The sequence below is a fragment of the Nocardioides hankookensis genome, assembly GCF_042658885.1.
GTDB lineage: Bacteria > Actinomycetota > Actinomycetes > Propionibacteriales > Nocardioidaceae > Nocardioides > Nocardioides hankookensis.
In genome coordinates this window covers 393,020-418,500 of the sequence record NZ_JBHSRJ010000008.1, presented here as the reverse complement: position 1 = coordinate 418,500, position 25,481 = coordinate 393,020, and the positions used below count along the sequence as shown (strand labels likewise).

Sequence of the window (25,481 nt, the reverse complement as noted above, 5' to 3'; positions counted from 1 at the left end):
GTTAAGCCTTTCAGCGCCGATGGTACTGCAACCGAGAGGTTGTGGGAGAGTAGGACGCCGCCGGACATACACTCAGTAGAGGCCACCTTTTGTAAGGTGGCCTCTACTCATTTCAGCACCTTTCGTAGAGGAACCAGGAGCAGACAGTCGTGGCCGAGCAGCGTCGCACCCAGCGCCCGTCGAGCGGGAAGCCGTCCGGAGGGAAGTCGGCGAGCGGCAAGCCGCGGTCCGGCGGGAAGCCGACCGCCGGTGGCAACCGGGACAAGTCGGCGAAGTCCAACGAACGGTCCACCAAGTGGTCGCCGTCGGACGAGCGCCGCGCTCCCGGCAAGGGTTCGGGCAAGGGCCCGGCGCGCGGTGCCGGCCGGAGCTCGGCTCCGCGCGGCGGCCAGGGTCGCGAGAAGCCGGCCCGCACCGCGGACCAGGCGGTCTACGACGGTCCGGACCTGCCCTCGGAGGTGACCGGCGCCGAGCTCGACCACAGCGTCGCCGCCCAGCTGAAGGGCCTGCCGGAGAAGCTGGCCAACCGCGTCGCACGCCACCTCGTCGTGGCCGGGATGCTCGTGGACTCCGACCCGGAGCTGGCCTACCAGCACGCGATGGCCGCCCGGGCGCGCGCTTCGCGGATCGCGGTCGTGCGCGAGGCGACGGGCGAGACGGCATACGCCGCCGGTCACTACGCCGAGGCGCTGGCCGAGCTGCGCGCCGCCAAGCGGATGAACGGCGCCACGGCGTACCTGCCGATCATGGCCGACTGCCACCGGGCGCTGGGCAAGCCCCAGGAGGCGCTCAAGCTGGCGAAGAGCCCGGGCGTCGCGAACTTCGGGCCCGAGGCGAAGGCTGAGATGACTATCGTCGAAGCCGGTGCTCGACGCGACCTCGGTCAGATGGACGCTGCACTGCGCACGCTCGAGCTGGCCCCCCTGATGTCGAAGAGCCGGGCGCCGTGGGTGGTCCGGCTCCGCTACGCCTACGCCGACACGCTGGTGGCGGCCGGGCGGGAGCAGGACGCGCTGGCGTGGTTCCACCGCACCTACTCGATCGACTCCGAGGAGCTGACCGACGCTGCCGAGCGCGCGGAGGCGCTGGAGAAGAAGCTCGGCTAGGTTTCCTCACGGCGGGTCGGGGGAGGATCGACCCGATCGCGCGCGAGGAGGAAGCATGCTGCGGTTCTCCGGTGCTGGCGTCAGCGACGTCGGACGGGTCCGACCCCACAACGAGGACTCGGCGTTCCACGGCCCCTACGTAGCGGTCGTCGCCGACGGTGTCGGTGGTGCTGCCGCAGGCGAGGTCGCCTCCGCGACAGCCGCGTACGTGGTGGCCGCGACGGCGCTCGCGCGGTTCGGGGACGATCCCACGCAGGTGCTGGTCGCCGCGGTCGAGCACGCTCACGCCAGCCTGCGCGCCGGCGTCGCCGCAGACGAGGAGCGCTCCGGCATGGCGACCACGCTCACGGCCGTGCTCACCGACGGCTCTCGCGTCGTGCTCGGGCACGTCGGTGACAGCCGCGCCTACCTGGTGCGTGACGGGTTGATGCACCAGATATCCCAGGACCACACCTACGTCCAGCACCTCGTCGACACCGGCCAGCTCGACCCCGCAGAGCGGTTCGGACACCCGTGGAGCAACGTGGTGTTGCGTTCCCTCGACGGCGGCGCCGACCAGGCCTTCGACGTCACCGAGCTGGAGGTCCGGGCCGGCGACCGGCTGCTCCTGAGCAGCGACGGCCTGACCGACCTGGTGCGCGACGACCGGATCGCCGAGGTGCTCCGGCTGACCGACCCACACTCGGCGGCCGCGGTGCTGACCCAGTCGGCCCTGCTCGCCGGCGGCAAGGACAACATCACCGCGGTGGTGCTCGACGTCGTCGACGGCCCGCTCGTGGTCGGCGACGGACGCCTGCTGGGCGCGCTCTGCGATGTGCGCAACATCGTCGACCCGGCAGCCGTCCACTCGCGGGCATGAAGGACGTCAAGCGGCCCGCCCTCGAGGGCAGCGTCGGCGTACGCGGCGACCGACGCCTGAGCTTCGCCGAGTACGGCTCACGGCGCGGCCCGGCGATCGTGTGGATGCACGGGACGCCGGGAGCGCGTCGGCAGATCCCGCTCGAGGCGCGGGCGTACGCCGAGCGTCACGGCCTTCGCCTGATCGGCCTGGACCGGCCGGGAATCGGCTCGTCGACCTCGCACCTCTACCCGGACGTCCTGGACTGGACCCGCGACCTGGAGCTGGTGCTCGAGACGCTGGCGATCGACACGGTCCGGGTGATCGGGCTGTCCGGCGGCGGTCCCTACGCCCTGGCCGCCGGCGCGGCCCTGCCGGAACGGGTGCACGGGGTGGGGGTGCTCGGCGGCGTGGCTCCGACCCGCGGGCCCGACGCCGCAGAGGGCGGCGCCGTCCAGCTCGCCGTCCAGCTCGCGCCGTTGCTCTCCGTCGCGCGGGTGCCGCTCTCGGTCGCGCTCACCCAGACGATCCGGCTCGCCCGCCCGCTCGCCGGCCCTGCGCTCGACCTCTACGCCGCGCTCCAGCCGCCGGGGGACAAGAACCTGCTGTCCCGCCCGGAGTTCAAGGCGATGTTCCTCGACGACCTGCTCAACGGCAGCAGGTTCCAGACCTCCGCGCCGATCAACGACCTGATCCTCTTCACCCGGCACTGGGGCTTCGACCTCGCCGACGTGTCGGTCCCGGTGCTGTGGTGGCACGGGGACGACGACCACATCGTGCCGTTCCGGCACGGTCGGCACGTCGTCGACCGGCTCCCGGACGCCCGGATGTCGGCCATCGACGGTGAGAGCCACCTCGGCGGGCTGGGCATCGCCGAGCAGGTGCTGGCCTCGCTGATGGAGCTCGGGCCGCGCCGTGCGGCGCCGACGCGGGCACGCACGCGCTAACACTGGCGTTCTCCTGCCCCATGGGCCACAATGGGTGCCACAACTACATGCGTGTCACTCACCCTCATACATCTCCGGGAGACCGCTGGGGAAGGCGCATCTCGCGCCGGAGATGAAGGAGGACCCGGTGACCGCTAGCACTGCAACCCGCACTGCGACGAGGGGCGTCCTGTACGTCCACTCAGCGCCGTCCGCGCTGTGCCCGCACATCGAGTGGGCCGTCAGCGGTGTCCTTGGCATGCCCGTGAGCCTCGACTGGACGCCCCAGGCCGCCCAGTCGGGTGCCTACCGGGCCGAGCTGTCCTGGTCCGGCGCGACCGGGTCCGCGGCGGCCGTGGCGTCGGCGCTGCGCGGCTGGAACCACCTGCGCTTCGAGATCACCGAGGAGGCCACCGCCTCCTCCGAGGGGTCGCGCTACTCCTACACCCCCGAGCTCGGCGTCTTCCATGCCGTCACCGGCCTCCACGGCGACATCATGATCCCCGAGGACCGGCTCAAGGCCGCGGTCGTGAAGGCCGCCCTGGGCGACACCACGTTGCTCGGCGAGATCGACAAGCTGCTCGGCAAGCCGTGGGACGACGAGCTCGAGACGTTCCGGCACGCCGGGGACGGCGCCCCGGTGCGCTGGCTGCACCAGGTGGTGTGATCGTCAGCTGGGGCGGCTGAGCCGGAAGTGCGACGGCTCGAGCCAGACCTGGTGCTCGGCGCCGGTGGGGCCGTACCAGTGCATCAAGGCCCGGATCGTGAACCGGCCCGCGCGCGTGGAGTAGCGGCAGAAGCGGAAGTGGCTGTGCTGGGCCCGCGGGTCGGAGTCCGAGATGAAGACGCCGGACGCGATGCCTTCGCCGGTGCGGTCGCGCAGGAAGGTCTCGAGGGTCCAGTCGCTGGTCGGCGGCCGGAGCCGGTAGCCGTAGCGGTAGTTGTGGCAGCCGCTGCGCAGGGTGCCGTCGGGCGCGCTGGTGCGGCCGTAGGAGGAGCGCTGGCGCGCCGCCGGTTGGCTCCCGTCCGAGGACGACGACTCCCCGAGCAGCGAGCCGAGGAGTGTCGTGACGGGGTCGGCCGGAGCCGAGGACGCCGTCGCCGGTGCCGCGAGGAGCCCCAGCGTGAGCCCGGCCCCGGCCAGACAGGCAGTGGTGCGTGTGACCCGGGTCATAGAGGGTCCAACGGGGGACCCCGGACGGGGTTACGGGCTGAGCGGGCTCAGAGCGGGATGTTGCCGTGGGCGCCGCGGTGCACCCCGCCGGACTGCACGGCGCCCTCGATGGCCTGGGCCAGCGCCGAGCGGGTCCGGCTGGGGGAGACGACCTCGTCGACGACGCCGATCTCCACAGCCTTGTCGACGCCGCCCGCGATCCGCTCGTGCTCGGCGGCCAGCTCGGCCTCGACCTGGGGCCGGATGTCGGGGGAGACCTCGGCCAGCCGGCGCCGGTGCAGGATCCGGATGGCGGCGACCGCGCCCATGACCGCGACCTCGGCACCCGGCCACGCGAAGACGCGGGTCGCCCCGAGCGAGCGGGAGTTCATGGCGATGTAGGCGCCGCCGTACGTCTTGCGGGTCACCAGCGTGACGCGGGGGACCACGCACTCGCCGAAGGCGTGCAGGAGCTTGGCGCCGCGGCGGACCACGCCGTCCCACTCCTGGCCGACGCCGGGCAGGTAGCCGGGCACGTCGACGACGACGATCAGCGGGACGCCGAAGGCGTCGCACATCCGCACGAAGCGGGACGCCTTCTCGGCGGAGAGCGAGTCGAGGCACCCGCCGAGGCGCAGCGGGTTGTTGGCGACGACGCCGACGGTGCGGCCGCCGAAGCGACCGAGAGCGGTGACGATGTTGGGCGCCCAGCGGGCGTGCAGCTCCTGGGTGGTGCCCTCGTCGAGGATCGACTCGACCAGCGGGTGCACGTCGTACGCCCGCTTCTTGGACTCGGGGAGCAGGGCCTCGAGGTCGCGGTCCTCGATGTCGGCGACGGCGAGGCTGCCCTGGTCGCCGAGCAGCGACGCGACGTCGCGGGCGCGGTCGAGCGCGTCCCGCTCGGAGTCGGCGAGGATGTGGACGACGCCGGAGCGGCGTCCGTGCGGCTCGGGGCCGCCGAGGCGGAGCATGTCGACGTCCTCGCCGGTGACCGAGCGGACCACGTCGGGGCCGGTCACGAAGATGCGGCCCTCGGGGCCGAGGATGACGACGTCGGTGAGTGCGGGACCGTACGCCGCGCCACCGGCGGCCGGGCCGAGCACCACGGAGATCTGCGGGATCTTGCCGGAGGCCTGGGTCATCACCTGGAAGATCCGGCCGACGGCGTGCAGCGAGAGCACGCCCTCGGCGAGCCGAGCGCCGCCGGAGTGCCACAGGCCGATGATCGGCACCTGGTCGGTCAGCGCGCGGTGGTAGGCGTCGACGACGACCCGGCAGCCCAGGTCGCCCATCGCGCCACCCATGACGGTGGCGTCGGAGCAGAACGCGACGGCGCGGGCGCCGTCGACCGTGCCGACGGCGGCGAGCATGCCCGAGTCGTCGTCGGGGGTGATCAGCTCGAGGCTGCCCTCGTCGAAGAGCGCGGTCAACCGGTGCACCGGGTTGCGCGGGTCCTCCTCGCGGGGGAGCTTCGCGGGCTTCGTGCTCGGCGTGGCCGTCGCGGTCATCAGTTGCTCCCGAAGATCACGGCGACGTTGGCGCCGCCGAAGCCGAACGAGTTGTTGAGCGCGGCGATGTCGCCCATCGGCAGGTCGCGCGCCTTGGTGGCGATGTCGAGCTCGACCTGCGGGTCCTGGTTGTCGAGGTTGATCGTCGGTGGCGCGATCCGGTGGTGGAGGGCCTGCACGGTGGCGACCGCCTCGAGCGCGCCGGCGCCGCCGAGCAGGTGGCCGGTCATCGACTTCGTGCTCGTGACGATCACGTCGGTGGCGTGCGCCCCGAGCGTCGCGTGCAGCATCAGACCCTCGGCGATGTCGCCCTGCGGGGTCGACGTCGCGTGGGCGTTGACGTGCGCGATCGTGTCCGGCGAGATGTCCGCCTCCCGGAGGGCGGCGAGGATCGCGCGGGAGCCACCGCGGCCCTCGGGGTCGGGCTGCGCGATGTCGTGGGAGTCGGCGGTGATGCCGGCACCGAGCACGGTCGCGTAGATCCGCGCACCACGGGCCAGGGCGTGCTCCTCGGACTCCAGCACCAGGACGCCGGCGCCCTCGCCGAGCACGAACCCGTCGCGCGCGGTGTCCCACGGCCGCGACACGGCGGTCGGGTCGCCGCCGCCCTCGCCGCTGGCGGTCTTGGAGAGCGCCATCATGTTGGCGAAGGCCGCCATCGGCAGCGGGTGGATCGCCGCCTCGGTGCCGCCGGCGACCACGACGTCGGCCCGGCCGAGCCGGATCTGGTCGATCGCGTGGGCGATCGCCTCGTTGCCGGACGCGCACGCCGAGACCGGCGTGATGACCGCCGCGCGCGCTCCGACGTAGAGGCTGATCTGCGCCGCCGGCGCGTTGGGCATCAGCATCGGCACGGCGAGGGGGGAGACCCGGCGGGGTCCCTTCTCCTTCAACGTGTCGTAGTTGTCGAGCAGCGTCGTGACGCCACCGATGCCCGAGGCCATGCAGACACCGAGCCGCTCCTTCTCGAGCTCCACGTCGACCAGCCCGGCGTCCGCCCAGGCCTCCATGGCGGCCACCATGGCGAACTGCGAGGAGCGGTCGAGGCGACGCGCCTTCACGCGCTCGAGCACCTCGCTCGGCTCGACCGCGATCCGGCCGGCGATCTTGACCGGCATCTCCTCGGCCCAGTCGTCGGTGAGGTAGCGGACCCCGGAACGCCCGTTGACCAGGGCGTCCCAGGTGCTGGCCACGTCACCCCCGACGGGGGAGGTGGTCCCGAGACCGGTGACGACGACTCGCTTCGACATGGTGCTCCTTGCGGTGCTGCTGGAGGGGTGGATCAGGCCTGCGCGCGCTCGATGAAGGCGACGGCGTCGCCGACGGTCTTCAGGTTCTTGACCTCGTCGTCGGGGATCGAGACGCCGAACTTCTCCTCGGCCGCGACGACGACCTCGACCATGGACAGCGAGTCCACGTCCAGGTCGTCCACGAACGACTTGTCGAGCTGGACGTCGTCGGCGTCGATGCCGGCGACCTCGTTGACGATCTCGGCGAGGTCGGCGCGGATCTCTTCGGTGGTGGCCATCAGGCGGTTCCTTCTCTCATGTGGGTTGGGTGGTGCGTCAGGGGACGGTGACGACCTGCGCGGCGTACGCGAGGCCGGCACCGAAGGCGATCAGGAGGGCGGTGTCGCCGCTGCGGGCGTCCCCCTCCTCGATCATCCGGTCGAGCGCGAGCGGGATCGACGCGGCCGACGTGTTGCCCTGGTCGGCGATGTCGCGGGCGATCTTGACCCGCTCGGGGAGCTTCATCGCCCGGGCCATGGCGTCGGTGATGCGCATGTTGGCCTGGTGGGGGACGAAGACGTCGAGGTCGTCGATGCTGACGCCGGCGCGGTCCAGGGCCTGCTGGCCGGTCTTCGCCATCTGGTACGACGCCCAGCGGAAGACCGCGTTGCCCTGCATGACCAGGTGCGGCATCTCGGGGCGCTCGGAGACGACCACGTCGCGCCAGTCCTCGCGCTGGCGGATCAGGTCGAACTGCTCGCCGTCGGAGCCCCACACGACCGGGCCGATGCCGGGCCGGTCGCTGGGTCCGACGACCACGGCCCCGGCGCCGTCGGCGAAGATGAAGGCGGTGCCGCGGTCACCGATGTCGGTGAGCTCGGAGAGCCGCTCGACGCCGATCACCAGGGCATAGCCGGCGCTGCCGCCGCGCACCAGGTCGGACGCGAGCGCGACGCCGTGGCAGAAGCCGGCGCACGCGGCCGAGATGTCGAAGGCGGCCGCCTGGTCTGTGCCGAGCTCGTGGGCGATCGCGGTGGCGATCGCGGGGGTCTGGAGCATGTGGGTGACCGTCGCGACGATGACGCAGTCGATCTGGCGGGCGTCGATGCCGGCCCGCTCGAGCGCGGTACGTGAGGCGGCGACCGACATCATCTGCACGGTCTCCTCGGCGGTCGCCCACCGGCGCTGCTTGATGCCGGAGCGCTGCTGGATCCACTCGTCGCTGGAGTCGATCGCGTCGACCACCTCGGCGTTCGGGATGACCCGCGACGGCCGGTAGGCGCCGATGCCGAGGATGGCGGCGTGCTCGACGCCCTGCGCCGGCTGGATCGCGACCATCAGTAGCCTCCCTGGGGGTGCAGGCGGATCAGCGGCTGGCCGGGCGAGACCAGGTCGCCGTCGTGGACGAGCCACTCGACGATCTCGCCGCCGTGGGCCGCCGTGATCGCCGTACGGTCGCGCAGGCTGGCGACCTCGCCGATCGTCGCGCCGGCGGGCAGCACGTCGAGAGCCTCGGCCTCGGCCGAGATGTGGAACGTGCCCTTGGCGGGGGAGACGACCATCCGCCAGGTCGGGGTGGTGTTCATGCCCGAGGACTCGCCGTGCTTGGCGCAGAACTCGCGCGCCGCGTCGAGCTGGTCGGGGGTCTTGAGCGCGAACGTCTCCACGCCCTTCAGGGCGCGCTTGGCGATGCCGGTCAGGGTGCCGGCGGGCGGCATCTCCAGGATGCCGGTGACGCCGAGGTCCTCCATCGTCTCCAGGCACAGGTCCCAGCGGACCGGGCTGGCGATCTGCCCGACGATCCGGGCGAGGACCTCGCGGCCGTCGTGGATGACCTTGCCGTCGCGGTTGGAGATGACGCGGGTGCGGGGGTCGTGGACCGAGACCGAGCGGGCCAGGCCGGCCAGGTGGCCGACCGCGGGCTCCATGTGGCGGGTGTGGAAGGCGCCGGCGACGCTGAGCGGCATCAGCCGGGCCTTGGTGGGGGGCTCGTCGGCGAAAGCCGCGAGCTGCTCGAGGGTGCCGGCGGCGACGATCTGGCCGGGGCCGTTGTCGTTGGCGGCCGTCAGGCCGTGCTTGTCGATCGCGGCGAGGACCTCCTCGCGATCGCCGCCGAGGACGGCGGTCATGCCGGTCGGGGTGACCCCGGCGGCCTCGGCCATCGCCCGGCCGCGCTCGCGGACCAGGACCATCGCCTGCTCGGCGGTGATCACCCGGGCGCCCGTGGCGGCCGCGATCTCGCCGACGCTGTGGCCGGCGACGGCGCCAACCTGCTCGAAGGCGTCGGAGGGGTGCGGGAAGACCTCGAGGACCGCGACCAGGCCGGTCGCGACCAGCAGCGGCTGGGCGATCTCGGTCTGGCGGATCGTGTCGGCGTCGGCCTCGGTGCCGTAGTGGGCGAGGTCGAGGCCGGCGACCGTGGAGAGCCAGTCGAAGCGCGAGGCGAACCTCGGGTCCTCCAACCAGGGCTGGAGGAAACCGGGGGTCTGGGCCCCTTGGCCGGGAGCGACGACGACGAGCACACCTCCACTCTGCCGTGCACGGGGCCGGAACCTCGCGTGTGGCCCGCACGAAAACGCCCCGCGAGTCTTTGTAGGGTTTCCACAAACAGCGGTGTGGTACGGCGGGCGCTAGGACGTCCGGCCGGAGAGCCGGCCGAGCACCAGGGCGATCTCCAGGGTGAGGGCCTCGCGGGGGTCGGTGGGGGAGAAGCCGGTGAGCTCCGCGACCTGCCGGAGCCGGTAGCGGACCGTGTTCGGGTGCACGAAGAGGTCGCGGGCGGTGGCCTCGATCGACGAGCCCTGCTGGAAGTACGACGAGATCGTCTCGATGAGGGTCCCGCGGGCGTGCAGGAGGGGGAGGTAGATCTCCTCGACGAGGTGGCGGCGCGCGTGACCGTCGCCGGCGAGCGCGCGCTCGGGGAGCAGGTCCGCGCTGCGCACCGGGCGAGGGGCCTCGGGCCAGCCGGGCGCGGCGCGGTGGGCGGCCAGCGCGGCCCGGGCGGAGACGTGGGCCTGGCCCAGGTCGTCGGCGACCGGGCCGACCACGACCGGGCCGGGTCCGAACTGGTCGACGACCGCGGCTGCTGCGGCCCGGGAGTCGTCGACGCCGCCCAGGACGATGACCAGCCGGTCGCCCTGGACGGCGCAGAGTGCGTCCATGCCGCCGGCCCGCGCGGCCCGGCGTACCTCCTCGAAGCTCTCGCTCTCGCGCCGTTGCACGCTCGCGCTGCCCAGCACGACGGCGACGTCACCGCGGCCGGCCCAGCCGAGCGCGCTGGCGCGGGAGAGCAGGGCCTCGTCGGGATCCGAGCGGAGCACGGCATCGACGACGAGCGCCTCGAGCCGGGCGTCCCAGGCACCCCGGACCTCGGCGGCGCGCGCGTAGACCTCGGCGGTCGCGAAGGCGACCTCGCGGGCGTAGCGGAGCACGGCGGCCCCGATGTCGGCGGCGTCGGCGGGGTCGAGGAGCTCCTCGATGTTGGCCTCGACGACCTCGATCGAGAGCCGGACCAGGTCGACGGTCTGCTGGAGGTTGATCACCCCGGCCAGGGCGCGGGGCGCGACGCCGAAGACGGACGCGACCATCTCGCCGCCCGCAGGGGCGGGCTCGTCGCCAGCCAGGCGGTACCAGTCGACGAAGCCCCGGATGCCGGCCTGCACGATGCTCGACACGAAGGAGCGGTCCTCTGCGCTGAGGGCGCTGAACCAGGGCATGTCCTGGTCCATCCGCGCGGTCGCCGCGGTGGCGAGCGCACCGGTCGCTCGCTGGAGTGCCTCGGCGGCCCGCTCGTGGGGGGTCGAGGCGGCACTCTTGGTCGGACGGGTGGCCACCCCGCGAGGCTATTGCACCTGGCCCGTGGAGGGGATGTCGGCGTAAATCCCTGGTAAATCAAGGGGATCGGCCCCCGAAACCGTCGGGACGTCTGATTGAATCGCGACTTACCCCGTCATCCGGAGTCGTCCAGCAGGGGAGAGACGTGGCTGACCGCTACGACGTGCAGTTCGTGACCATCCACGGCCACCGCCGCGCCTACGTCCGCGCGGGATCAGGGCCGGTCGTCCTGCTCCTGCACGGCCTCGGGTGCGACCACACCACCTGGGACGCCGTGATCGAGTCGCTGAGTCGGCGCTACACGGTGATCGCCCCCGACCTGCTCGGTCACGGGCAGTCCGACAAGCCCCGCGCCGACTACAGCGTCGGCGGCTACGCCAACGGCATGCGCGACCTGCTCACCGTGCTCGGGATCGACAAGGTCACCGTGATCGGACACAGCTTCGGCGGCGGCGTGGCCATGCAGTTCGCCTACCAGTTCCCCGAGCGCACCGAGCGACTGATGCTCGTCTCCTCCGGCGGCCTCGGCCCCGAGGTGACGCCGGCGATCCGCGCCATCACCACGCCGGGCTTCCACGAGGTGATGGGCGTGCTGACCCTGCCCGGCGTACGCCACCTGGGGATCGCCGGCCTGCGCACGCTCTCCGCGCTCGGCTGGAAGTCGACGCGCGACTTCGACGAGGTCGCCGAGGTGTTCGACACGTTCAAGGACCCGGCCGCCCGGCACGCCATCCGGCACGTCGTCCGCGCGGTCGTCGACTGGCACGGCCAGATCGTGACCATGGTCGACCGGGCCTACCTCACCGAGGAGATGCCGATGTGGGTGGTGTGGGGCCGTGACGACCGGGTGATCCCGGTGCGGCACGCCTCGCAGGCGGCCCGGGTGGCGCCGAACGCGCGGGTCGAGGTGATCCCGGACGCCGGGCACTTCCCGCACAAGGACCACCCCTACCGCTTCAGCCGGATCGTGCACGACTTCATCCGCTCGACCGAGCCCGCGAAGTACTCACGCGCCCGGTTCCGGGCGCTGCTCAAGGACGGCGGCGAGTCCGCCGCACCGGTGCCGCTCCGCGCGGTCGCCGAGATCTCGTAGGACGACGAAGGGCGGCGATCCGTGTGGATCGCCGCCCTTCGTGTGTGTCGGTGACGACTACGCGTCGCCGCCTTCCTGCTTGACGCCGGCGACGGCCGTCGGGTCGTCGATCCGGTAGCGGGCGAAGGCCTCCTCGACCTTGGACCGGTCGATCTGACCCGCGTCCGCGAGCGCCTGGAGCGTCTGCACGACGACCGACTGGGCGTCGATGTGGAAGTAGCGCCGGGCGGCCGGGCGGGTGTCGGCGAAGCCGAAGCCGTCGGCACCGAGGACCCGGTAGTCACCGGGGACCCAGCGCGCGATCTGCAGCGGTACGGCGCGCATGTAGTCGGACACGGCCACGACCGGGCCGCTGATCGCCTGCAGCTTGTCCGTGATGTACGGCGTCCGCGGGGTCTCGCCCGGGTGCAGCAGGTTCCACTCCTCGGCCGCGACGGCGTCGCGGGCCAGCTCGTTCCACGACGTCACCGACCAGGTGTCGGCGCGCACGCCCCACTCCTCGGCGAGGATCCGCTGCGCCTCCTTCACCCACGGGAAGCCGACGCCCGAGGCGAGCAGCTGGACCTGGGGTCCCTCGACCTCACCGGACGAGACGTGGTGGATGCCCTTGAGGATGCCCTCCGCGTCGACGTCCTCCGGCTCGGCCGGCTGGGCGACGGGCTCGTTGTAGACGGTGACGTAGAAGATCACGTCTTCCGCGTTCTCGCCGTACATCCGCTCGAGACCGCTCTGCATGATGTGGCTGACCTCGTAGGCGAACGCCGGGTCGTAGTGCACGACCGCGGGGTTCGTCGCCGCGAGCAGCGGCGAGTGGCCGTCGGCGTGCTGCAGGCCCTCGCCGGTGAGCGTCGTGCGACCGGCGGTGGCGCCGATCAGGAAGCCGCGCGCGAGCTGGTCGGCCATCGCCCAGACGGAGTCGCCGGTGCGCTGGAACCCGAACATGGAGTAGAAGATGTAGAACGGGATCATGTGCTCGCCGTGCGTGGAGTACGCCGAGCCCGCGGCCGTCGCCGAGGCCATCGCTCCGGCCTCGGAGATGCCCTCGTGGAGCATCTGGCCCTGCGCCGACTCCTTGTAGGAGAGCAACATATTGCGGTCGACCGACTCGTACTGCTGTCCGGCCGGGTTGTAGACCTTCGCGCTCGGGAACATGGCGTCCATGCCGAACGTCCGGTACTCGTCCGGCGCGATCGGCACCAGGCGCTTGCCGATCTCCGGGTCCTTCATCCAGTCGCGGAGCAGTCGGACGACCGCCATCGTCGTGGCGATGGAGTTCTTTCCGCCGCCCTTCTTGAGCTCGGCGTACATGCCGTCGCCGGGGAGCTGGAGCGGCTTGGCCCGCAGCACCCGCTTCGGCAGCGAGCCGCCGAGCTGCTTGCGCCGGTCGAGCATGTACTCGATCTCCGGGGCGTTGGCGCCCGGGTGGAAGAACGGCGCGCCGCCGGTCTCCTCGTAGGAGCGCTCGAGGTCGCGGTCGGAGATCGGCAGGTAGAGGCGGTCCCGGAACTTCTTGAGGTCGTCCTGGGTCAGCTTCTTCATCTGGTGGGTGGCGTTCTTGCCCTCCAGCGCGTCGATCGTCCAGCCCTTGATCGTCTTCGCGAGGATCACGGTCGGCTGGCCGACGTGCTTGGTCGCGGAGTCGAAGGCGGCGTACACCTTGCGGTAGTCGTGGCCGCCGCGCGGCAGCTTCTCGATCTGCTGGTCGGTCATGTGCTCGACCATCTTGCGCAGCCGCGGGTCACCGCCGAAGAAGCTCTCGCGCACGTAGGCGCCGTCCTCGGTGGAGTACGTCTGGAAGGCGCCGTCGGGCGTCGTGTTCATCTTGTTGACGAGCACGCCGTCGACGTCGCGGGCGAGGAGCGGGTCCCAGCCCTGGCCCCAGACGACCTTGATGACGTTCCAGCCGGCGCCGCGGAAGTTGGCCTCGAGCTCCTGGATGATCTTGCCGTTGCCGGTGACCGGGCCGTCGAGCTGCTGCAGGTTGCAGTTGATGACCCAGGTGAGGTTGTCGAGCTCCTCGCGGGCGGCGATCCGGATCGCGCCCAGCGACTCGGGTTCCGCCATCTCGCCGTCGCCGAGGAACGCCCACACGTGCTGGTCGGCGGTGTCCTTGATGCCCCGGTTGGCCAGGTAGCGGTTGAAGCGCGCCTGGTAGATCGAGTTGATGCCGGTCAGGCCCATCGAGACCGTCGGGAACTCCCAGAACTCCGGCATCAGGCGCGGGTGGGGGTACGACGACAGGCCGGCGTGCGGCCCGTGCTGGACCTCCTGGCGGAAGCGGTAGAGCTGCTCCTCGGTCAGCCGGCCCTCGAGGAAGGCGCGGGCGTAGATGCCGGGGGAGGCGTGGCCCTGGATGTAGATCTGGTCGCCGCCACCGGGGTGGTCCTTGCCGCGGAAGAAGTGGTTGAAGCCGACCTCGTAGAGGCTCGCCGACGACTGGTACGTCGCGATGTGGCCGCCGACCTCGAGGCCCTTGCGGTTGGCGCTGGAGACCATGACGGCGGCGTTCCAGCGGATGAACGCACGGATCCGGCGCTCGGCCTCCTCGTCACCGGGGAACCACGGCTCGCGCTCGGGCGGGATCGTGTTGATGTAGTCGGTGCTCCGCAGCGCGGGCACGCCCACCTGCATCTCACGGGCCCGCTCCAGCAGACGGAGCATGACGTAGCGGGCACGTTCGCGGCCGCGCTCGTCGACCATCGAGTCGAACGAGTCGAGCCAGTCGTTGGTCTCGTCCGGGTCGATGTCGGGCAGCTGGGTGGGCAGGCCCTCGTGGATGACGGTCGGGGTCGTGCCGCTCCGCTTGGTGTCCGTGCCGGAAGTGGGGGTGGTTTCTTCGGTCACGCGCTCATCCTTGCACTCGCTCCCACCGCGCGAAATTTACCCACCAGTACGTCCACGATCAGGTCACGGATCGGGTCGTCATGGTGGACACGGGTTGCGCGCCCGGGGGAACTCCGGTGGACTACTCCCCACTTCTAGGCGTCGCGGCACCGTGCCGCGACCCGACTGATCGGAGGCGTCCGTTGAGCTCGACCCCGGGTGGTGGTTCCACCCAGACCGACCCTGACTCCACCCCGGCCGACCGTCTCGGCTTCAAGCAGGCCATGGTGGTGCAGGAGCTGGGCTGGGACACGGACACCGACGACGAGCTCCGCGTCTCGATCGAGGACCGCATCGACGCCGACCTGGTCGATGCCGACTACGGCAACGTCGTCGACGCCGTGCTGCTGTGGTGGCGCGACGAGGACGGCGACCTCGTCGACGGCCTCGTGGACGCGCTCACCGACCTCGTGGGCGGCGGCGCCATCTGGCTGCTGACGCCCAAGGTGGGCCGCCCCAACGCGGTCGACCCGGCCGACATCGCCGAGGCCGCGCCGATCGCCGGCCTGTCCCAGACGACGACCGCCGCGGTGAGCAAGGACTGGTCGGCGACCCGCCTCGTCGCACCCAAGACCCCGGCCTGACGCTCGACCGACCTGCTGGGCGTAGCGTCGGTCACGGCCCCGGGACGTTTCCCTCCCGACGTCGTTGGGACCTCGTCCCGACACCCGGCTTGGAAGGTTGCTACGTGCCCGTGATCCCGAAGGTCCGCGCTGGTCTCGACGCCGGCGGGACGACGTTGAAGGTGCTCGGCCGTGCGGGCGTGATCCGCCCGCGCAACCCGCTGGCGCTCGCCAAGGCGGCCCGGGCACTGCGGTCCTGGGGCGTCGGGCCGGCGGGCGGGTTCACCGCCGCCGCCCTCCTCGACCCGCACCGGACGGCGATCATCGACGAGCTCGGCTCCCTGACGTACGACGAGGTGCACCGCCGCTCCAACGCGCTGGCCCGGGCGCTCGCCGATCTCGGCGTCTCCGCCGGCGACGGGGTGGCCGTGATGTGCCGCAACCACCGCGGCTTCGTCGACGTGAGCATCGCGACCGCCAAGCTCGGCGCCGACATCCTCTACCTCAACACCGCGTTCGCCGGCCCGCAGCTCGTCGACGTCATCGAGCGCGAGAAGCCGCGCGTCGTCGTCCACGACCAGGAGTTCACCGACCTGCTCGCCGGCGCCGACGTCGCCGAGCGGGTGCTGGCCTGGGTCGACCACCCCACCGACGGGGCGACCATCGAGTCGCTCATCGAGTCGCGGCCCGACGACGACCTGGAGCCCGCCGGCCGCAACGGCCGGATCGTGATCCTGACCTCCGGCACGACGGGTACGCCGAAGGGCGCGCCGCGCAGCGAGGCCGGTGTCGAGGCGGCGGTCTCGCTGCTCTCGCGGATGCCGCTGCACTACGGCTGGCGCACACACATCGCGGCGCCGCTCTTCCACACCTGGGGCTTCGCCCACCTGGCACTGGCGATGCTGCTCGGCTCGACGATGGTGCTGCGCCGCAGGTTCGACCCCGAGGCCTGCCTCTCGGTCATCGAGTCCGAGCGCTGCGACTCCGTCGTGGTGATCCCGGTGATGCTGCAGCGGATCATGGCGCTGCCCGAGGAGAAGCTCGCGGGCCACGACCTGTCGCACGTGCAGGTCGTCGCCTCGTCGGGCTCCGCGCTGCCGGGCGACCTGGCGCTCGAGTGGATGGACCAGTTCGGCGACCACCTCTACAACATGTACGGCTCGACCGAGGTCGCCTACGCGTCGATCGCGACCCCCGAGGACCTGCGGGCCGCGCCGGCCGCCGCCGGCAAGCCGCCGTACGCGACCATCGTGAAGATCCTCGACCCCGAGGGCCGTGAGCTGCCGCCGGGGGAGACCGGGCGGATCTTCGTCGGCAACGGCCTGCTCTTCGAGGGCTACACGGGCGGCGGTCACAAGGAGGTCGTCGACGGGCTGATGTCCACGGGTGACGTCGGGCGCTTCGACGAGGACGGGCGGCTGCACGTCGAGGGTCGCGACGACGAGATGATCGTCTCCGGCGGCGAGAACGTCTTCCCCAAGGAGGTCGAGGACACCCTGATGCGCCACCCAGCCGTCGTGGAGGTGGCCGCGGTGGGCGTCGACGACGCGGACTTCGGCAAGCGGCTGCGGGCGTACGTCGTCGTCACGGGCTCGGTCAGCGAGGACGAGCTCAAGGGCCACGTGAAGGACAACCTGGCGCGCTTCAAGGTGCCGCGCGAGATCGTCTTCATCGAGGAGCTGCCCCGCAACGCGACCGGCAAGGTGCTCAAGCGCGACCTCTCCGCCGATTGAAGGGGTGTCGGGACCGGGTGACAGGATTCGGGCATGACCGGACTCGAGCTCGGCGGACCTGCGCCCGACTTCATGCTGCGTGACCAGTTCGGCCAGGACGTCTCCCTCTCGTCGTACCGGGACAAGAAGGCCGTCGCGATCCTCTTCTACCCCTACGCGTTCTCCGGTGTCTGCACGGGCGAGATGGCCGGGGTCCGCGACCGGCTCGACGAGTTCCTCACCTTCGACACCGAGGTGCTCGCGATCTCCTGCGACCCGGTCTACGCGCTGCGCGCCTTCGCCGACCAGGACGGGCTGAACTTCCCGCTGCTCTCCGACTTCTGGCCGCACGGCGAGGTGTCCCGCGCCTTCGAGGTCTTCGACGAGGCCAAGGGCTGCCCGCGGCGCTCGTCGTACGTCGTCGACAAGCAGGGCCTGGTGCGGTGGGCCGTCCACAACGCGATGCCCGAGGGCCGCGACCTCGACGAGCACCTGCGCCAGCTCGCCGCCGCCGTCTGAGTCGCTGTCTAGACCGAGTCGACGTTCCGGAGACAACGTCACCCCGCTGGCTCTACTCTCGTCGTCGTTGAGCCGCAGGTGACCCGAGACGCCTGCGGCTCGACTTCATTTCCGAGCGGGTTCCTGCGTAGTCTGTGCGCGCTCCAGGGCGTATAGCTCAGCGGTAGAGCCCCTCGCTTACAACGAGGTGGTCGGGGGTTCGATCCCCTCTGCGCCCACCGATTCGTGCTCGCTCGCCTTCGACCGATATGGTTGAAAGTGAAAGGGAGTAGTCCCCAACAGCTGCATCGACACACTGGCTCGGTTCTTCGGAGCCCGGTGCAGCCGGCCACCGACGTACGACGGGTGGCGGACGAGACTTTCGACCAGCACCACGCCCTGCTCATCCGAGGACGTGCCTGGTCGAAGGCGCGTCCAGGTGTGACAGGGCGTGATCTCCGGCCGGGCCGGAGAGGAACCCATGTACGCCTTCCTGCTCAGCACCGCCGTCATCTTCGTGGCGGAGCTCGGTGACAAGTCCCAGCTGATGGCGATGACGTTCGCTGCCCGCTACCGGGTCCGCGACGTGCTCATCGGCATCACCGCCGCCACCGCACTGGTCCACCTGGCCTCGGTCGGCATCGGCTACTTCATCGGCGACGCGTTCGCCGACTACCAGGGCGCGATCTCGGTGATCGCGGGCGTCGCGTTCCTCGGCTTCGGCGCGTGGACGCTGCGCGGCGACGAGCTCACCGACGAGGAGGCCGACAAGGCCCGCACCAGCCAGGGTGCGGCGATCCTCGCCGTCGGACTCGCGTTCTTCCTCGCCGAGCTCGGTGACAAGACGATGCTCGCGACGATCACCCTGGCCACCCAGGAGGGCTGGCTCGGCACCTGGATCGGCAGCACCGTCGGCATGGTCGCCGCGGACGCGCTCGCCATCGTGGTCGGTGCGGTGCTCGGCAAGCGGCTGCCCGAGAAGGTCATCAAGTACGGCGCGGCCGCGCTCTTCGTGCTCTTCGGTGTGCTGCTGATCGTCGACGGCCTGATGATGTGACGGTGGAGATCGTCGATGCCGTCCGGTCCGCGCTCGCGTCCGGCGGCGACCCGGAGAAGGCGGCCCAGCAGCAGCGCTACATGAAGTCGGAGCTGCCCTACCGGGGCTTCGCGGCGCCGGAGCTCAAGGCGCTGCTGCGGCCGCTGCTCGCGTCGTACCGGCCGACCGACCGGACGACGTGGGAGGCGGAGGTGCGGACCCTGTGGGACGAGGCGACGCACCGCGAGGAGCGGTACGCCGCGCTCGCGATCGCGCGCCACCGGAGCGCGAAGCCGTGGCTGGCGCCGGAGTCGGTGCCGCTCTTCCGGCACCTCGTCGTCACGGGCGCCTGGTGGGACCTGGTCGACGAGACCGCGGAGCACCTGGTGCGACCGACGCTGGTCGCGCACCGCACGGAGATGACACCGGTGCTGTGGGCCTGGGCGGGCGACGACGACCTGTGGATCCGGCGTACGGCGGTGATCTGCCAGCTCGGCCTGCGCGCGGACACGGACCTCGACCTGCTGGTCCACGCGATCGACACGAACATCGACGACCCGACCTTCTGGCTGCGCAAGGCGATCGGCTGGGCGCTGCGCGACTACGCGCGCAGCGACCCCGGCTGGGTGCGCTCCGAGGTGGCCCGGCACGGGGAGCGGATGTCCGGCCTCTCACGACGTGAGGCGCTGAAACACCTCTGACCCCGAGGAGTAGTAGGTTTTCGCCATGATCCGGTTGTTGATCAGCTTCGTCATCCAGCTGGCGGCGAACGCCCTCGGGTTCGTCGCGGCGGCCGCCGTCCTCGACGGCTTCGAGGTCTCGACGACCGGCTTCGTCGTCGCGGTCCTGGTCTTCACGGTCGTCTACGCGCTCGCGCAGCCGTTCCTCACACAGATGGCGCTGAGCAAGGCGTCGGCGCTGCGTGGTGGAGTGGCGCTGGTCGCGACGCTGGTCGGCCTGATCGTCACCGACCTGGTGGTCGACGACGCGAACTTCAACATCTCCGGCGGAGCGACCTGGATCGAGGCGATGGTGATCGTCTGGATCGTCTCGCTGCTCGGGGTGCTCATCCTCCCGCTGATCTTCGTCAAGAAGAAGGTCCAGGAGAAGCGCGGCTGATGCCCGGGGCTGAGGGCTCGATCTCGGAGCGGCTCGACGGCCAGCACGTCCTGCTGACCGGCGTCACCGGCTTCGTCGGCGAGGCGCTGCTGCTGCTCATGCTCGCCGAGGTGCCGGGCGTCCGGACGACCGTGCTGGTGCGCGGAAAGGGCTCGACGAGCGGCACGGCGCGGACCGCCGCGCTCCTCAAGAAACCTGCCTTCGCCGATGTCGTCGAGGCCGCGGGTGGCGTCGAGGAGCTGATGGCGGCGCGGGTCGCGGTGCTCGAGGGCGACCTGTACGACGCCCCGGCGCTGCCCACCGACCTGGACGCTGTCGTGCACTGCGCGGGCGACGTCTCGTTCGACCCGCCGGTCGACGAGGGCTTCCGCACCAACGTCCTCGGTGCCCGTCAGCTGCTCGAGCGGGTGGCCGAGGCCGGGCCGGACCTCCACTACGTGCACATCTCGACGGCGTACGTCGCCGGCCGGCGCCGCGGCAGCATCCCCGAGGGCCCGGTGCCGCAGGTCGTCGACCTCGAGGCCGAGCTCGCCTGGGGACTCGGCCAGCGAGAGGCCATCGAGCACCGCTCGCGCGGCACCGAGGTGCTCACCGCGGAGCGCAAGAAGGCCGAGAAGGAGCACAGCCGGGCCGGCCTGCTGACCGCGGCCAACGCGACCGAGGAAGCCCGCAAGCAGTGGGTGAAGGACGAGCTGGTCCGGATCGGCACCGAGCGGGCCCGCAGCCTCGGCTGGACCGACTGCTACACCTTCACCAAGGCGCTCGGCGAGCGGATCGTCGAGCAGCACGCGCAGACCCACCGCGTCTCGATCGTGCGGCCGAGCATCATCGAGTCGGCGCTCGTGAAGCCCTACCCGGGCTGGATCGAGGGCTTCAAGATGATGGAGCCGCTGATCCTGGCCTACGGTCGCGGCGAGCTGCCCGAGATGCCCGGCGCCGCCGACACGACCGTCGACGTCGTCCCGGTCGACCACGTCGTGGCCGCGATCGTCGCGGTGCTGGCGCACCCGCCCGAGGTCGGCGCCCCGGCGTACTTCCACGTCTCGTCGGGCGACCGCAACCCGCTGACCTTCCGCACGCTGTACGAGAACGTGCGCGCCTACTTCGACGCCCACCCGTTCATCTCGGGCGACCGCGGCGCGACCCGCCTGCCCGAGTGGCGCTTCCCGGGCTCGCAGTCCGTGGAGCGGCTGCTCAGCACCAGCGAGCGCGCCTTCAAGGTGGCCGACTACGTCATCGGTCACGCGCCGCGCAGCGACCGCACCCGCGACCTGGCGCGCAAGCTCGACCAGCAGGGCCGGCGGCTGGAGTTCCTGCGGCGCTACATGGGGCTCTACCAGGAGTACGCCCAGGCGGAGCTGCGCTTCTCCGACACCAACACCCTGGCGCTCCTGCGGTCCCTGTCCGAGGAGGACCAGCGGACGTTCGCCTTCGACACGGCCGTCGTCGACTGGAAGGTCTACCTCCAGGACATCCACTGCCCGGCCGTCACCGCCCCGATCCGCCGCCTCGACGAGGTACGCGCCGCTCGCCGGCGGCCCGCCGCCTCGACGCCGAAGGCGATGGTCGAGAAGCCCGGCGTCGCCGCGTTCTTCGACATGGACGGCACGCTGCTCTCCTCGAACGTCATCGAGACCTACCTGTGGCTGCGCCTGCAGGAGCTCTCGGGTGCGGAGCGCTTCGGCGAGCTCAGCCGGATCGCGGCCAAGGTGCCGAGCCTGGTGCAGGCCGAGCGCCGCGAGCGCAGCGCCTTCCTCCGCTCGGTCTACCGCGAGTACGAGGGCGCGCGGCTCGCCGAGCTCGACGAGATCGCCGACGAGCACCTCACCGACCACGTGCTCACCCGGCTCTCGCCGGCGGCGGTGCGCAAGATCCGCGAGCACCGTGCCGCCGGCCACCGCACGATCCTCATCACCGGCGCGATCCGGCCGCTCACCCGGCCGCTGATCCCGCTCTTCGACCACATCGAGGCCGCCGAGCTGGAGGTCGACGGCCGCGGGGTCTGCACCGGCTACCTCGCGTCCTCGCCGCTCGTGGGGGAGTCGCGCGCCGCGTGGATGCGGCAGTACGCCGTCGACGAGGGCATCGACCTCGCCTCGTCGTACGGCTATGCCGACTCGCACTCCGACCTGCCGCTGCTCGAGGCGGTCGGCCGCCCGGTCGCCGTACGCCCCGACGTGCCGCTGTTCCGGCATGCGCGCAAGGCGCGGTGGACGATCGTCGACTGGCAGAGCTCGAGCTCGAACACCCGCACCCTCAACCCGGCAGGTGGTCGCGCATGATGCTCGCGCTGGAGATGTTCCGGTCCGTGCCGCGGACCATGGCCGGCAAGGCGATCGGCGGCCGGATGCCCGGCATCCTCTCCGGGTACGCCGCACCGCTGCGGCTCGTCACGATCCAGGAGCCGCGCCTGGACCGCCCGGGCTGGGCGCGGCTGCGCACCCGGCTGTCAGGGATCTGCGGCTCCGACCTCGGGATGCTGTCCGGCAAGACCAGCCTCTACTTCTCGGCCGTGGTCTCGCTGCCGTTCGTGCCCGGCCACGAGGTCGTCGCCGAGCTGCTCGACGACTGCGAGGACCTGCCGGCCGGCACCCGCGTCGTCGTCGACCCGGTGCTGACCTGCGCGGCCCGCGGTGTCGAGCCCTGCGAGTCCTGCGCGACCGGCGCGACCAACCGCTGCTCGCGGATCACCGTGGGCCACCTGTCGCCCGGCCTGCAGACCGGCTTCTGCAAGGACACCGGTGGCGGGTGGGGCCAGCAGCTCGCGGCGCACCGCAGCCAGCTGCACCCGGTGCCCGAGGGCTTCTCCGACGAGCAGGCGATCCTGATCGAGCCGCTCGCGTGCGCGGTCCACACCGCGCTCCGCGCGGGCATCACCAGCAACGACCGCGTGCTCGTCAGCGGTGCCGGGTCGGTCGGGCTCTTCGCGACGCTCGCGCTGCGCCAGCTCACCGGTGCCGGCGAGATCATCGTGGTCGCGAAGCACGGCCACCAGAAGGAGCTCGCCCGCGAGTTCGGCGCGACCGAGGTGGTGGCGCCCGGTGAGGTGCTGCGCCGGGTGCGCCGGTCCACGGGCGCCTTCCAGCTCAAGCCGCAGTACTCCGCGCCGTACCTGCTGGGCGGCGTGGACGTCGCCGTCGACGCCGTCGGCAGCAAGCAGTCGCTGGAGACCTCGCTGAACGCGACCCGCGCCGGCGGCCGGGTCGTCCTCTCCGGGATGCCGGCCGCTGCCGACATGTCCGCCGCCTGGTTCCGCGAGCTCGAGGTCGTCGGCACCTACGCGTCGGCCCAGTCCGAGGAGTCCTTCCGGATCGCGACCGACCTGGCCGCGACCGACGCCGTCCAACAGCTCGCCAAGAACGTCGCGACCTACCCGTTGCACCGTTGGCGCGAAGCGCTCGACCACGCCCACTCGGCCGGCCGTCTCGGCACGGTCAAGGTGGCCTTCGACCCCAGGAGCACACGATGAGTCGCCCCGGTTTCGTCCTCGACGTCGACGACCGCACCCCGCCGCTGATCGTCCACGAGGGCCTCGGCTTCCGGCTGGAGAGCTTCCCGCTGGGCACCCGCGTCGTCTACCCGCCCGAGTCGCTGCCGGCGGTGCCGGACGTCGACCAGGCGATCCGCGACGCGCTGCTGCACCCGCAGGACATGGACCCGCTGCCCGAGCTGCTGTTCGCGGGCATGAAGCTGACGATCGCCTTCGACGACCTGTCGCTGCCGCTGCCGTCGATGCGTGCGCCCGACATCCGGGGCCGGATCATCGAGCACGTGCTGACGATGGCGGCCGACGCCGGCGTCGACGACGTCGAGCTGATCGCGGCCAACGCGCTGCACCGCCGGATGACGGCGGCCGAGCTCAAGCACATCGTGGGGGAGCGGGTCTTCCGCTCGTTCTACCCGCAGGGCAAGCTCTACAACTTCGACGCGGAGGACCGCGACAACCTCTCCCACCTCGGCACCACCGACAAGGGCGAGGACATCGAGATCAGCAAGCGGGCCGCGGAGTCCGACCTGCTCGTCTACGTCAACGTGAACCTGGTCGCCATGGACGGCGGCCACAAGTCGGTCGGCATCGGGCTCGCGTCGTACAAGTCGCTGCGCCACCACCACAACGCCAAGACGATGGTGCAGTCGCGGTCCTTCATGGACCACAAGCACTCGGCGATGCACCACTCCGCGTGGCGGATGGGGCGCGTCATCAAGGACACCGTCAAGGTCTTCCAGATCGAGACGACGCTCAACAACGACATCTTCCCGAAGCCCTACGACTTCCTGCAGAAGCGCGAGTGGGAGTGGTCGGTCAAGGACCAGGCCACCATGCTCGGCATGCGCCGCGGGCTCTCGGTCGCGCCGGCGAAGCTCAAGCACAAGATGTTCCACGACCTGCGCTCGGTCTACGGGCTCACCGGCGTCAACGCCGGCGAGGTCGAGGCGGTGCACACCAAGACGCTCGAGAAGGTGCACCAGCAGCAGCTCGTCGAGGTGCAGGGCCAGTCCGACGTGCTCGTGATGGGGATCCCGTACGTCGGTCCCTACAACGTGAACTCGTCGCTGAACCCGATCCTGGCCACCTGCATGGGCCTCGGCTACTACTTCAACTCCTACCTCGGCCAGCCCGTCGTCCGGAAGGGCGGCGCGGTGATCCTCTACCACCCGCTCAACGAGGGCTTCAACCAGCTGCACCACCCGTCGTACGTCGACTTCTACGAGGAGGTCCTCGCGGAGTCGACCGACCCGGCGGTGGTGGGGGAGAAGTACGAGCAGCAGTTCGCCGAGGACCCCTGGTACCGCCACCTCTACCGGACCTCACACGCCTACCACGGCGTCCACCCGTTCTACATGTGGTACTGGGCGGCGCACGCGATGGACCACGTCGACGAGGTCATCTGGGTCGGCGCCGACCGCAAGGTCGCCTCCCGGCTCGGCTTCCGCGCGGCCTCGACCCTGGCCGACGCGCTGGAGATGGCGTCCGGCACGGTCGGCACCTCGCCGTCGATCACCTACCTCCACAACCCGCCGCACCTGCTGGCGCACGTTCGATGAGCTTCCTCAAGGAGTCGGCCGACGACGTCCGCCAGGTAGCCCGCGGCTGGCGCTGGGGCCGGCGCTCGCAGGTGCCGCGCTCGGCGGAGGAGTTCGTGCTGCCGGCGAGGTCGACGGTCTTCCCGAGCGACTGGTCGCGCCGCAAGCCCGCGATCGCGGCGCGCGAGGTGGCGCAGAAGGGGGGCCTGCAGCCGCTCTTCCGCTCGGTGAGCCGGACCCGCGTCGAGGGCCTCGACGTCCTGGACCGGGTCGAGGGCCCGGTGATCTTCGTGGCCAACCACGCCTCGCACCTCGACACCCCGCTGATCCTGCTGTCGCTGCCCGACGAGTGGCGCCGGCGTACGGCGGTGGCGGCGGCCGCCGACTACTTCTTCGACACCTGGTGGCGGGCGGTCGGGTCGTCGCTCTTCTTCAACACGTTCCCGATCGACCGCCGCGGCGGCACCATGGCCGCGACGCCCGGCGAGGTGCTCGCCGACGGGTGGAGCCTGGTGATCTTCCCGGAGGGCACCCGCTCGACGGACGGCTGGATGGGCAAGTTCCGGATGGGCGCCGCCTTCCTCGCCAAGGAGTACGGCGTGCCGGTCGTGCCGGTCGCGCACCGGGGGACCTTCGCCGCGATGCCGCGCGGCCAGGGCTGGCCGTCGAAGGGACGCCGGCAGCTGACGATCCGCTTCGGCGAGCCGCTGGTCGCCGGTCCCGACGAGTCCGTGCGCGACTTCGCGCCGCGGATCAAGGACGCCGTGGCCGCGCTGCTCGACGAGGACCGGTCGACCTGGTGGGAGGCCCGCAAGCGGGTCGCCGCGGGCGCCGTACCGGACCCGTCCGGGCCGCAGGTCGCCCAGTGGCGCCGGGTGTGGGAGCAGACCGAGTCCCCGGAGGCCGACGCCCCCACGCGTCGCATCGTCGCCTGGCGCCGCTGAGCACCCGCGGGTGA

At 71.5% G+C, this 25,481-nt stretch carries 23 protein-coding genes, 1 tRNA gene and 1 rRNA gene; 17 read left to right on the top strand and 8 right to left on the bottom strand.

Annotation, left to right across the window (positions count from 1 at the left end; all coding sequences use genetic code 11):
* The 5 genes from rrf to ACFPYL_RS19410 all read left to right on the top strand — a co-directional run.
* Positions 1-66 (top strand): 5S ribosomal RNA (rrf, locus tag ACFPYL_RS24320); the annotation flags it as partial.
* Positions 67-149: 83 nt separating this feature from the next.
* Positions 150-1,106 (top strand): tetratricopeptide repeat protein, encoded by a 957-nt coding sequence (locus ACFPYL_RS19425; protein WP_379158132.1) that lies wholly within the window; start codon positions 150-152, stop codon positions 1,104-1,106.
* Between the two features lie 55 nt (positions 1,107-1,161).
* Positions 1,162-1,965, top strand: a complete 804-nt coding sequence (locus ACFPYL_RS19420) for a PP2C family protein-serine/threonine phosphatase (protein WP_379158129.1) — start codon at positions 1,162-1,164, stop codon at positions 1,963-1,965.
* Entirely contained in the window at positions 1,962-2,891 is a 930-nt protein-coding gene (locus ACFPYL_RS19415) for an alpha/beta fold hydrolase (RefSeq protein WP_379158126.1), read from the top strand. The genes ACFPYL_RS19420 and ACFPYL_RS19415 overlap by 4 nt, the downstream gene beginning before the upstream one ends.
* 112 nt (positions 2,892-3,003) lie before the next feature.
* Entirely contained in the window at positions 3,004-3,537 is a 534-nt protein-coding gene (locus tag ACFPYL_RS19410) for a DUF3145 domain-containing protein (protein WP_379158123.1), read from the top strand.
* Between the two features lie 3 nt (positions 3,538-3,540).
* On the opposite strand, the gene ACFPYL_RS19405 is transcribed toward ACFPYL_RS19410, so the two are convergent.
* The 7 genes from ACFPYL_RS19405 to ACFPYL_RS19375 all read right to left on the bottom strand — a co-directional run bounded on the left by ACFPYL_RS19405 (position 3,541) and on the right by ACFPYL_RS19375 (position 10,593).
* The gene (locus ACFPYL_RS19405) at positions 3,541-4,044 is read right to left on the bottom strand and encodes a hypothetical protein (RefSeq protein ID WP_379158120.1); all 504 of its coding nucleotides are present in this window, start codon (positions 4,042-4,044) and stop codon (positions 3,541-3,543) included.
* 47 nt (positions 4,045-4,091) lie between these two features.
* Positions 4,092-5,531 carry an acyl-CoA carboxylase subunit beta gene (locus tag ACFPYL_RS19400; protein ID WP_379158117.1) on the bottom strand — a complete coding sequence of 480 codons (1,440 nt, stop codon included), beginning with the start codon at positions 5,529-5,531 and terminating at the stop codon, positions 4,092-4,094.
* The gene (gene fabF, locus ACFPYL_RS19395; protein WP_379158114.1) at positions 5,531-6,781 is read right to left on the bottom strand and encodes a beta-ketoacyl-ACP synthase II; all 1,251 of its coding nucleotides are present in this window, start codon (positions 6,779-6,781) and stop codon (positions 5,531-5,533) included. The genes ACFPYL_RS19400 and fabF overlap by 1 nt, the downstream gene beginning before the upstream one ends.
* Before the next feature lie 32 nt (positions 6,782-6,813).
* Complete coding sequence (locus ACFPYL_RS19390; RefSeq protein ID WP_028645031.1) at positions 6,814-7,059, bottom strand: acyl carrier protein; 246 nt, start codon at positions 7,057-7,059, stop codon at positions 6,814-6,816.
* Positions 7,060-7,096: 37 nt separating this feature from the next.
* Positions 7,097-8,098: a beta-ketoacyl-ACP synthase III gene (locus tag ACFPYL_RS19385; RefSeq protein WP_379158111.1), complete on the bottom strand. Its 1,002-nt coding sequence runs from the start codon at positions 8,096-8,098 to the stop codon at positions 7,097-7,099.
* Positions 8,098-9,282: an acyltransferase domain-containing protein gene (locus tag ACFPYL_RS19380; protein WP_379158108.1), complete on the bottom strand. Its 1,185-nt coding sequence runs from the start codon at positions 9,280-9,282 to the stop codon at positions 8,098-8,100. Before ACFPYL_RS19380 ends, ACFPYL_RS19385 begins: the two co-directional genes overlap by 1 nt.
* Positions 9,283-9,390: 108 nt before the next feature.
* A complete protein-coding gene (locus tag ACFPYL_RS19375; protein ID WP_379158105.1) occupies positions 9,391-10,593 on the bottom strand; it encodes a PucR family transcriptional regulator in 1,203 nt (400 codons plus the stop codon).
* Positions 10,594-10,739: 146 nt separating this feature from the next.
* On the opposite strand from ACFPYL_RS19375, the gene ACFPYL_RS19370 reads away from it, so the two are divergent.
* Complete coding sequence (locus ACFPYL_RS19370) at positions 10,740-11,687, top strand: alpha/beta fold hydrolase (RefSeq protein ID WP_379158102.1); 948 nt, start codon at positions 10,740-10,742, stop codon at positions 11,685-11,687.
* Positions 11,688-11,744: 57 nt separating this feature from the next.
* On the opposite strand, the gene aceE is transcribed toward ACFPYL_RS19370, so the two are convergent.
* The gene (aceE, locus tag ACFPYL_RS19365) at positions 11,745-14,465 is read right to left on the bottom strand and encodes a pyruvate dehydrogenase (acetyl-transferring), homodimeric type (RefSeq protein WP_379158170.1); all 2,721 of its coding nucleotides are present in this window, start codon (positions 14,463-14,465) and stop codon (positions 11,745-11,747) included.
* Between the two features lie 248 nt (positions 14,466-14,713).
* Between aceE and ACFPYL_RS19360 the strand changes: the two genes are divergently transcribed.
* The 11 genes from ACFPYL_RS19360 (at position 14,714) to ACFPYL_RS19310 (ending at position 25,467) form a co-directional block, all read left to right on the top strand.
* Complete coding sequence (locus ACFPYL_RS19360) at positions 14,714-15,154, top strand: DUF3052 domain-containing protein (protein WP_379158099.1); 441 nt, start codon at positions 14,714-14,716, stop codon at positions 15,152-15,154.
* 104 nt (positions 15,155-15,258) lie between these two features.
* Positions 15,259-16,866: an AMP-binding protein gene (locus tag ACFPYL_RS19355; protein ID WP_379158096.1), complete on the top strand. Its 1,608-nt coding sequence runs from the start codon at positions 15,259-15,261 to the stop codon at positions 16,864-16,866.
* Between the two features lie 33 nt (positions 16,867-16,899).
* Positions 16,900-17,364, top strand: a complete 465-nt coding sequence (locus tag ACFPYL_RS19350; RefSeq protein ID WP_379158093.1) for a peroxiredoxin — start codon at positions 16,900-16,902, stop codon at positions 17,362-17,364.
* A 146-nt stretch (positions 17,365-17,510) separates the two neighbouring features.
* Positions 17,511-17,582, top strand: a tRNA-Val gene (locus tag ACFPYL_RS19345).
* 242 nt (positions 17,583-17,824) lie between these two features.
* Positions 17,825-18,400: a TMEM165/GDT1 family protein gene (locus tag ACFPYL_RS19340; protein ID WP_379158090.1), complete on the top strand. Its 576-nt coding sequence runs from the start codon at positions 17,825-17,827 to the stop codon at positions 18,398-18,400.
* Positions 18,401-18,402: 2 nt separating this feature from the next.
* Positions 18,403-19,080: a DNA alkylation repair protein gene (locus ACFPYL_RS19335; protein ID WP_379158087.1), complete on the top strand. Its 678-nt coding sequence runs from the start codon at positions 18,403-18,405 to the stop codon at positions 19,078-19,080.
* Positions 19,081-19,105: 25 nt separating this feature from the next.
* Positions 19,106-19,498 (top strand): phage holin family protein, encoded by a 393-nt coding sequence (locus tag ACFPYL_RS19330; protein WP_379158084.1) that lies wholly within the window; start codon positions 19,106-19,108, stop codon positions 19,496-19,498.
* Positions 19,498-21,780 carry an HAD-IB family phosphatase gene (locus ACFPYL_RS19325; RefSeq protein ID WP_379158081.1) on the top strand — a complete coding sequence of 761 codons (2,283 nt, stop codon included), beginning with the start codon at positions 19,498-19,500 and terminating at the stop codon, positions 21,778-21,780. The genes ACFPYL_RS19330 and ACFPYL_RS19325 overlap by 1 nt, the downstream gene beginning before the upstream one ends.
* Positions 21,780-22,967, top strand: coding sequence for a zinc-dependent alcohol dehydrogenase (locus ACFPYL_RS19320; RefSeq protein ID WP_379158167.1), 1,188 nt, complete (start codon positions 21,780-21,782; stop codon positions 22,965-22,967). Before ACFPYL_RS19325 ends, ACFPYL_RS19320 begins: the two co-directional genes overlap by 1 nt.
* Positions 22,964-24,544 carry a lactate racemase domain-containing protein gene (locus ACFPYL_RS19315; RefSeq protein WP_379158078.1) on the top strand — a complete coding sequence of 527 codons (1,581 nt, stop codon included), beginning with the start codon at positions 22,964-22,966 and terminating at the stop codon, positions 24,542-24,544. The genes ACFPYL_RS19320 and ACFPYL_RS19315 overlap by 4 nt, the downstream gene beginning before the upstream one ends.
* Positions 24,541-25,467 (top strand): lysophospholipid acyltransferase family protein, encoded by a 927-nt coding sequence (locus tag ACFPYL_RS19310; RefSeq protein ID WP_379158075.1) that lies wholly within the window; start codon positions 24,541-24,543, stop codon positions 25,465-25,467. The genes ACFPYL_RS19315 and ACFPYL_RS19310 overlap by 4 nt, the downstream gene beginning before the upstream one ends.
* Positions 25,468-25,481 lie beyond the last annotated feature (14 nt).